The 7,648-nt window shown below is 70.4% G+C and carries 7 protein-coding genes; 6 read left to right on the forward strand and 1 reads right to left on the reverse strand.

The features are described 5' to 3' along the window. Positions 1–73 precede the first annotated feature (73 nt). Together ACFQ87_RS29915 and ACFQ87_RS29920 are read left to right on the forward strand one after the other, a co-directional pair. A complete protein-coding gene (locus ACFQ87_RS29915; RefSeq protein WP_380613965.1) occupies positions 74–613 on the forward strand; it encodes a TetR/AcrR family transcriptional regulator in 540 nt (179 codons plus the stop codon). Positions 614–767: 154 nt separating this feature from the next. Next, the gene (locus ACFQ87_RS29920) at positions 768–1,334 is read left to right on the forward strand and encodes a TetR/AcrR family transcriptional regulator (RefSeq protein ID WP_380613966.1); all 567 of its coding nucleotides are present in this window, start codon (positions 768–770) and stop codon (positions 1,332–1,334) included. A 33-nt stretch (positions 1,335–1,367) separates the two neighbouring features. Here the strand turns inward: ACFQ87_RS29920 and ACFQ87_RS29925 are convergent, their stop codons facing one another. Then, entirely contained in the window at positions 1,368–1,628 is a 261-nt protein-coding gene (locus ACFQ87_RS29925; protein WP_380613995.1) for a DUF4436 family protein, read from the reverse strand. Positions 1,629–1,828: 200 nt separating this feature from the next. Here ACFQ87_RS29925 and ACFQ87_RS29930 point away from each other — a divergent pair, with 200 nt between their 5' ends. The 4 genes from ACFQ87_RS29930 (at position 1,829) to ACFQ87_RS29945 (ending at position 7,449) form a co-directional block, all read left to right on the forward strand. Continuing rightward, positions 1,829–2,101 (forward strand): ATP-binding protein, encoded by a 273-nt coding sequence (locus ACFQ87_RS29930; RefSeq protein ID WP_380613996.1) that lies wholly within the window; start codon positions 1,829–1,831, stop codon positions 2,099–2,101. Between the two features lie 338 nt (positions 2,102–2,439). Further along, complete coding sequence (locus tag ACFQ87_RS29935) at positions 2,440–3,873, forward strand: flavin monoamine oxidase family protein (RefSeq protein WP_380613967.1); 1,434 nt, start codon at positions 2,440–2,442, stop codon at positions 3,871–3,873. A 337-nt stretch (positions 3,874–4,210) separates the two neighbouring features. Continuing rightward, positions 4,211–5,848: a serine/threonine-protein kinase gene (locus ACFQ87_RS29940; RefSeq protein WP_380613969.1), complete on the forward strand. Its 1,638-nt coding sequence runs from the start codon at positions 4,211–4,213 to the stop codon at positions 5,846–5,848. A gap of 200 nt (positions 5,849–6,048) precedes the next feature. Next, a complete protein-coding gene (locus ACFQ87_RS29945) occupies positions 6,049–7,449 on the forward strand; it encodes a flavin monoamine oxidase family protein (protein WP_380613970.1) in 1,401 nt (466 codons plus the stop codon). Positions 7,450–7,648 lie beyond the last annotated feature (199 nt).

Consider the following 7,648-nt stretch of genomic DNA (forward strand, 5'->3'; position numbering starts at 1 on the left):
AATGAGGCTGATACTGCAGAGGATACATTGAGGCATCAATGTGTCAACAGAGGCATGGGGAGTTGGCTCGGCGATGCGTACCGATGCGACGGAGGTCCTGGATTCGGCGATCCCGGTCCTGGCCAGGGACCGGGCGGCGTCCATGCAGGTCATCGCCAAGCGGGCGGGTATCAGTCGGGCGACCCTGGTCCGTCTGTTTCCCACCCGCCAGCACCTGGTGCAGGCCATGGCCGCGAAGATCCTCGACGACTGCGACCGGGCCCTTTCCCGCGCCGAGGCCGACACCGACCCCATGCAGCAGGTGCTCGCCGCCCTGGTCGCCGAATACCCGCCGTTCGCCCAGCTGTGGAACCTCGTCTACGTCGAACCCGACGTCCTCGGCGTACCCGAAGCCAGCGCCCGGGCCGACGCGATCTTCGACCGGACCGTCAAGTTCTTCAAGCGCGGCCAGAAGGCTGGGCTGCTGCGCAATGACATGCCGGCCACCTGGCTGGCCTCGACCTTCTGTGGTCTGGCCGAGACCGCGTGGGAGCTGACCCTCGAAGGCGACATGGGTCCCCGCCAGGCTCCGGACTTCATCACGGCGATCCTCCTCCACGGCGCGGCCGCCTGACCGCTCCCGGAGTTCGAAGCGAGCGGTGCCCCCGACCCTCGAGTGCACGGCGTCGCCCGCCCGGCCGCCAGGGCTGTGATGGCATCACCGGCATTGCCGTATCGGCATGACGGGGTGGACACGTCAGGGGCTATATTGAGGCAGCAATGTGCCAATGGAGGCATGGGGAGCTGGTTCGGTGATTCGTACCGATGCGACGGAGGTCCTGGATTCGGCGATCCCGGTCCTGGCCAAGGATCGGGCGGCGTCCATGCAGGTCATCGCCAAGCGGGCGGGTATCAGTCGGGCGACCCTGGTCCGTCTGTTTCCCACCCGCCAGCACCTGGTGCAGGCCATGGCCGCGAAGATCCTCGACGACTGCGACCGGGCCCTTTCCCGCGCCGGGGCCGACACCGCCCCCGTGCGACAGGTGCTCGCCGCCCTGGTGGCTGAATACCCGGCGTTTGCCCAGCTGTGGAACCTCGTCTATGCCCGGCCCGACGTCCTCGGTGTCGCCGAGATCGGCGTACGGGCCGACGCGATCTTCGACCGGACCGTCGAGTTCTTCGAACGCGGCCAGGGCGTCGGGCTGTTACGGAAGGACATGCCGGCCACCTGGCTGGCCTCGACGTTCTGTGGTCTGGCCGAGACCGCGTGGGAGCTGACGATGGAGGGCTACATGGGTGCCCGCCAGGCTCCGGGCTTCATCCCCGCGATCCTGCTGTACGGTGCGGCCGCCTGACCGCGTCTCGGGGCTCGCGCCGCGGGGCGTGCTTCAGACCTTGGCCGAGGACGGCGCCAGCTCGACCGGAGCCCCGCGCAGCACCACGTAGACCACCGAGAACGCCACGATCACCTCGGCCCACAGGAACGCCGTGTAGTCGAGCAGGCAGCCGATCGGCGGCGAGCCGGGAGCGGTGTTGCGGAAGCCGGCCAGCGCGAACAGGGTCGCCGCCATCCAGCCCAGCGCCGGCCATACCATCCCCTTGCGCGTCCGTCCGATCACCATCGCCCCGGCCGCGACCGCCAGGGCCAGCGCCCCTCCATGCCCTCACCGAACTGCGCGGTCTGCTCGGCGTCCTCACCCCCGACCCCGACCAGGTTCCCTCGCTACGCGGCCTGCCCGCCCTGGTCGACGAATCCCGGCAAGCCGGCCTCACCGTCGACCTCATCCTCACCGGGCCACCCCCCGGGCAGCCCGCACCCGGCCCCGCCGTCCAGTACGCCGCCTACCGGATCGTCCAGGAAGCACTCGCCAACGCCCACAAGCACGCCCCGGACGCCGAGGTGACGGTCACCGTCGAAACCAACCGGGACAACCTGCACGTCACCGTGGTCAACGCGCCCGGCGGCACCGGCGGCGAGACCGAACTGCCCTCCGGCGGCCACGGTCTCGACGGCATGCGCACCCGCGCCGACGACCTCGGCGGCACCTTCGGCGCCGGCCCCACCCCTGACGGCGGCTTCGCCGTCCACGCCCGCCTTCCGCCGGCCGGCCCGAAGGCGTGACACCGAGGTCGCCACCGCCAATCCGGGCCTCCTCAGCGGTGGAATCACGACCGTCGCCTACAGCCGCCTGCGCGAACCCACCAGCCAGCCCCCAGTGCCTCTGTTGACACATCGCTGTATCAAAGTATCCTCTGTTGCGTCGGTCTCGCTCCACCGGTGAGGCGGATTGCCGCTGGTCGGTGTCCGCCACGGTGCAGGAGGCCGTCCCCGACCAGACGGGGTGCCCTCTTCGACGCCTGCGCGGCTTCCCCGCCCACGGCGGCCCGGCGAACGCGACGGTGCGTTCGGCGGAACACCCCCGTATCGGCCCGTGTCAGAAAGCAGATCGGTCAACAGTCATGACGATGCACCGCCGGCACTTCCTGCGAAGCGTAGGCCTGGGACTGCCCAGCCTCGCCCTTCTCGCCTCCCTCTCCGCCTGCGACGACAACGGGGACAATGGCGACAGCGCGGGTAGCGGGGGCAGCGCCGATGGGAATGGGACGCCGGGCCCGTCCGGGCGCAAGAAGGTGATCGTCGTCGGCGCCGGGATCAGCGGCCTGGGCGCCGCCCGGTACCTGGCCGACAAGGGGCACGACGTATCGGTGCTCGAAGCGCGCGACCGCATGGGCGGGCGGATCTGGACCAGCGAGAAGTGGTCCGGCACACCGCTCGATCTCGGCGCGTCGTGGATCCACGGCATCGACGGCAACCCGATCACCGATCTGGCCAAGAAGGCCGGTGCGAAGACCGCGGTGACCGACCTCGAAAGCGCCACCGACTACCTCGCAAGCGGTCAGGAGATCGAGGGAGCCCAGGCCCAGGCGCTCGATCGCTGGCGGAAGGCCACCGCCAGCGCGCTGTCGTCCTTCCAGAAGAAGGACGACGACGACGCCTCGATCCGCAGCGTCGTCCAGAACGCGCTGGGCTGGTCGAAGCTGTCGGACAGCGACAAGGCACTGGTCTCCTACGCGCTGAACGACTACGAGCACGAGTACTCGGGCGGCGTCGACCAGATGTCCGCCCTGTACTTCGACGACGACGCCAAGATCAAGGGCAAGGACGTCCTGTTCCCGGGCGGCTACCATCAGATCACCGACTACCTGGCCAAGGGGCTGTCGGTGCAGACCGGGCAGGTCGTGAAGCAGATCGACTGGACCTCCGGCGGCGTGACGGTCACCACCGACAAGGGCGCCTTCCAGGCCGACCACGTCGTGGTCACGCTGCCGCTGGGCGTCCTGCAGAGCGGGTCGGTCAAGTTCGGCCCCGGCCTGCCCAAGGACAAGACCACTGCCATCGGCAAGCTCGGCACGGGTGTCCTCAACAAGTGCTACCTGCGCTTCCCCAAGGTGTTCTGGGTGGACACCGACTGGCTGGAGTACGTGCCGGACCTGGGCAAGTACGGACAGTGGGCCCAGTGGATCAACGTCGCCCGCCCCACCGGCCAACCGGTGCTGCTCGGCTTCAACGCCGCCGACTTCGGCCGCACGATCGAGAGCTGGAGCGATGCCCAGATCGTCGACAGCGCCATGAGCACCCTGAAGACCATCTACGGCGGCAACATCCCCCAGCCGACGGACTACCAGATCACCCGCTGGGCCTCCGACCCGTACGCGTGCGGCTCGTACTCGTTCACCAAGCTCGGCGCCACGTCCGAGATGCGCAACCAGCTCGCGGCCGCCGTGGACGGTCGAGTGCACTTCGCCGGCGAGGCAACGGACCGCAAGGACTACGCCACCGTCCACGGCGCCTACCGGTCGGGCCTGCGCGCGGCCAAGGAGATCGCAGGCTGACACCGCCAGCCGCGTGACGAATCCCCGGATTGTTCCCCCGTCGTGTGGGCGGCGGGGAACACGACCGGGTTCGTCCACCAGGACCCCGCCGGGCGCCCCCCGACGCCCGCGGGACGGCAGCCCCCGCCGGTGCGTGCCCCCGAACGCACCGGCGGGGGCGTGCGGCGCGGCACCCCGAACGCCCGTGACCGGCCGCAATATCCACGCGACCGGTCGAATGGGCCCGCTCCAGGCAATGACCGCGGCCGAATACGACCCGCTGCGATCTCGGACACGGCCCACACCCGGGGCTACCCCACACCTCGCCGCCCACCCGCACGACTTTGCTGGAGTCCCCATGACCGCGCAGCCCTTCGGCGCCCCGTCGTCCTCGGCCTTCGAGGCACTGACTCCGGACGACCCCGGCGAGGTCGGCGGCTACCGTCTGTGCGCGCGGCTCGGCGCGGGCGGCATGGGCCGCGTGTACCTCGCGTACACCCCCGGAGGGCGACCGGTCGCGCTCAAGGTGGTCCGGCCCGAACTCGCCGAGGACCCCGAGTTCCGCCACCGCTTCGCCCAGGAGGTCGCCAGCGCGCGCCGCATCCACAGCCTTTACACCGCTCAGGTGGTTGACGCGGGCACCGACGACGCCGCCCCCTGGCTGGCGACCACCTTCGTACCCGGCCCATCCCTGCAGCAGACCGTCCAGCGCCACGGCCCGCTGCCGGAGCGTACCGTCCTGCTGCTGCTCGCCGGCGTCGCCGAGGCCCTGCAGGCGATCCACGCCGCTGCCGTCGTCCACCGCGACCTCAAGCCCGGCAACGTCCTGGTGGCCGCTGACGGCCCGCGTGTCATCGACTTCGGCATCGCCCGCGCCGCCGACGCGAGCCCGCTCACCGGCACCGGCCTGCGCATCGGCTCGCCCGGCTTCATGGCCCCCGAGCAGGCCCTTGGACAGCCCGCCAGCCCGGCCACCGACGTCTTCGCCCTCGGTGCCCTGGTCGCCTTCATCGGCTCCGGGGTGTCCCCCTTCGGGGACGGGCCCGAGCCCACCGCGCTCTACCGGGCGGTCCACGAGGAACCGGACCTCTCCCGCCTGCCGCACGGACTGCACGAGCTGGTCCGGTACTGCCTGGCCAAGAACCCCGAGGACCGACCCGGCACAGCCTGGCTGATCGAGGCGGCCCGCAGCCACCCCGCCACCGGCGGCGAACTCCGCTTCTCCGAAGGCTGGTTGCCCCCGCAGGTCAGCGGCGAACTGAACCGCCACACCGACCTGCCAGCCACACCTGTTCCGTCCGTCACCGTCCTCGACCCGGCCCGGGCCGAAGCCCTGACCGCCCGCGTTCTGCCCGCCCCGGCACCCACCCGACTGCAGCCGGAGCCCGCCGTCCCGGAACCGGTTGCCACGACCAGACGCAGAGCCGCGGCCACCGCGCGCCGGGGAGCCCGCACCGCACTCGTCACGACGGCCACTCTCCTCATCGGCGCAGCAGCAGCCTTCTTCCTGCTCGACTACACCGAATACTTCGACGACTCCGCCGAGCAGAACACCGCCGTCACCAGCAGCCTTCCTCCGTCTGCCACCCCCACCTCCACCCCCGCCTCACCGTCCGCGGCCCCCGGCTACACCGCCGTCTACACGAACCTCGAACTCACCTCCCCCGACCGTGACCACGAGTTCGACCTCAAGGCCGGGAAGGTCACCCAGGACACCTCCTCCTGGTACCTGGCCCGCCAGCCCGGCGCCTTCTACATCCCCGAGGACAGCGATGCCTTCATCGCCCCTCCCGGCCCTCTCGCGCTCCCCGACTGCCTCAAGGGCGTCGAAACGCAGCCCACCTCCGCCCTGCCCTTCACCACCCTGCGCGCCGACCGCGCCTTTTGCGTCCGCTCTCACGGCGCCCAGGACATCGCCGTCATCCGCATCCTCACCACCGCCACGAACGATGGCCCGGTCAAGGTCTCCATCACCTACTACCACCACACCGTCTGATCGCATGCCCGTTGCGCCCGCAGCCGGACACCGCGGGGCACGGCCGGGTCTGCAGATCCTTTGCCATCCGACCGCTTCGGGGCGGCCCGGCGGAGGCTGGGGGATCCCTCTTCCCGCACGTTGGCGAGCGCACTGGAGCGCGCACCGACGTTTCGCAGAAGTCCGTACACACATCGAAGATCGGTATACAGCCAATGACGATGCAACGCCGACGTTTCCTGGCGAACATGGGGGTGGGCCTGACCGGCGCCGCCGTGATCGGTTCCCTGTCCGCCTTCGGCACCGCGGACAGCGACGATCCCGCAGCTGGGGTTGTCCCGCCGGTACTGCCCGGCCGTAGTGACGTGATCGTCGTCGGTGCGGGGATCAGTGGTCTGGCGGCGGCACGGTACCTGGCCGACAAGGGGCAGAGCGTCCTGTTGCTGGAGGCGCGTGACCGGATCGGGGGCCGGATCTGGACCAGTGAGCAGTGGCCAGGGGTGCCGGTCGACATGGGTGCGTCGTGGATCCACGGCACCGACAGGAACCCGATCACCGACCTGGCCAACACGGCCGGGGCGCGCATGGTCGCGACCAGCGCCGAGAACGTCTCCAGCTACGTCTCCAGTGGCCAGCCGACGGACGCCGCCGCCCAGGCGGCGGTTCAGCGCTGGCGCAGGGCCACCGCCCAGGCACTGACGTCGAACCAGGACCAGAACGACGCCTCGGTGCGCAGCGTGGTCGAGCGCACGTTGAACTGGTCGGCGCTGGCCGATGGCGACCGGGGCCTGGTGTCGTTCGCGCTGAACGACTTCGAGCACGAATACGCGGGCAGCGTGAACGACATGTCGGCGCTCTACTTCGACAACGACAAGAAGATCAGCGGCAAGGACGTGCTGTTCCCGGGCGGCTACCGGCAGATCACCGACCTGCTGGCCACGGGGCTGACGGTGCGGACCGGGCACGTCGTCCAGCAGATCGACTGGGACGCTGGGGGCGTGACGGTCACCACCGACAGGGGTGCGTTCCAGGGCGACCATGTGGTGGTGACGCTGCCGCTGGGGGTGCTGCAGAGCGGCGCGGTGAAGTTCGGTCCCGGGCTGCCTGCGGACAAGGAGGCCGCGATCAGCAAGCTCGGCATGGGTGTGCTCAACAAGTGCTACCTGCGCTTCCCCAAGGTGTTCTGGGCGGACACCGACTGGCTGGAGTACGTGCCGGACCTGGACAAGCACGGGCAGTGGGAGCAGTGGATCAACCTCAACCGCGCCGTCGGCCAGCCGGTGCTGCTCGGCTTCAATGCCGCCGACTTCGGCCGCACGATCGAGGGCTGGAGCGATGACCGCATCGTCGCCAGCGCGATGGAGACGCTGAAGACCATGTACGGCGGTGACATCCCCCAGCCTGTCGACTTCCAGATCAGCCGCTGGGCCTCCGACCCCTTCGCGCGTGGCTCGTACTCGTACTACAAGGTCGGCTCCACACCGGCGATGCGTGACCAGCTCGCAGCCCGGATCGGCGAGCGTGTCCACTTCGCCGGCGAGGCCACGCACCGGTCCTCCTTCGCGACCGTCCACGGCGCCTACCTCTCGGGAATCCGCGGCGCCAAGGAAATCGCCGGCTGAGAGGTCATCGCTCGGGTACTGGAGCGCGGCGGTTGACGCTGCGGACGGAAGCACCGTCTGCGGGAGAGCCCCGTTCTGGGTAGGACGGTGTCGGGGGGGGGGGGGGGGGGGTGGCCCCCCCCCCCCCCTCCCCCCCCCCCTCCCCCCCCCCCCCCCCCCCCCCCCCCCCCCCCCCCCCCCCCCCCCCCCCAACAAACCA

Origin of the sequence: Kitasatospora sp. NPDC056531 (assembly GCF_042794375.1) — a bacterium.
Taxonomy (GTDB): Bacteria; Actinomycetota; Actinomycetes; order Streptomycetales; family Streptomycetaceae; genus Kitasatospora.

Excerpts from the sequence above, each read along its gene's own strand:
- ACFQ87_RS29915 (WP_380613965.1), top strand. The coding sequence starts at position 74 with ATGCGTACCGATGCGACGGAGGTCCTGGATTCGGCGATCCCGGTCCTG.
- ACFQ87_RS29920 (WP_380613966.1), top strand. The coding sequence starts at position 768 with ATGGAGGCATGGGGAGCTGGTTCGGTGATTCGTACCGATGCGACGGAG.
- ACFQ87_RS29935 (WP_380613967.1), top strand. The coding sequence starts at position 2,440 with ATGACGATGCACCGCCGGCACTTCCTGCGAAGCGTAGGCCTGGGACTG.
- ACFQ87_RS29940 (WP_380613969.1), top strand. The coding sequence starts at position 4,211 with ATGACCGCGCAGCCCTTCGGCGCCCCGTCGTCCTCGGCCTTCGAGGCA.
- ACFQ87_RS29945 (WP_380613970.1), top strand. The coding sequence starts at position 6,049 with ATGCAACGCCGACGTTTCCTGGCGAACATGGGGGTGGGCCTGACCGGC.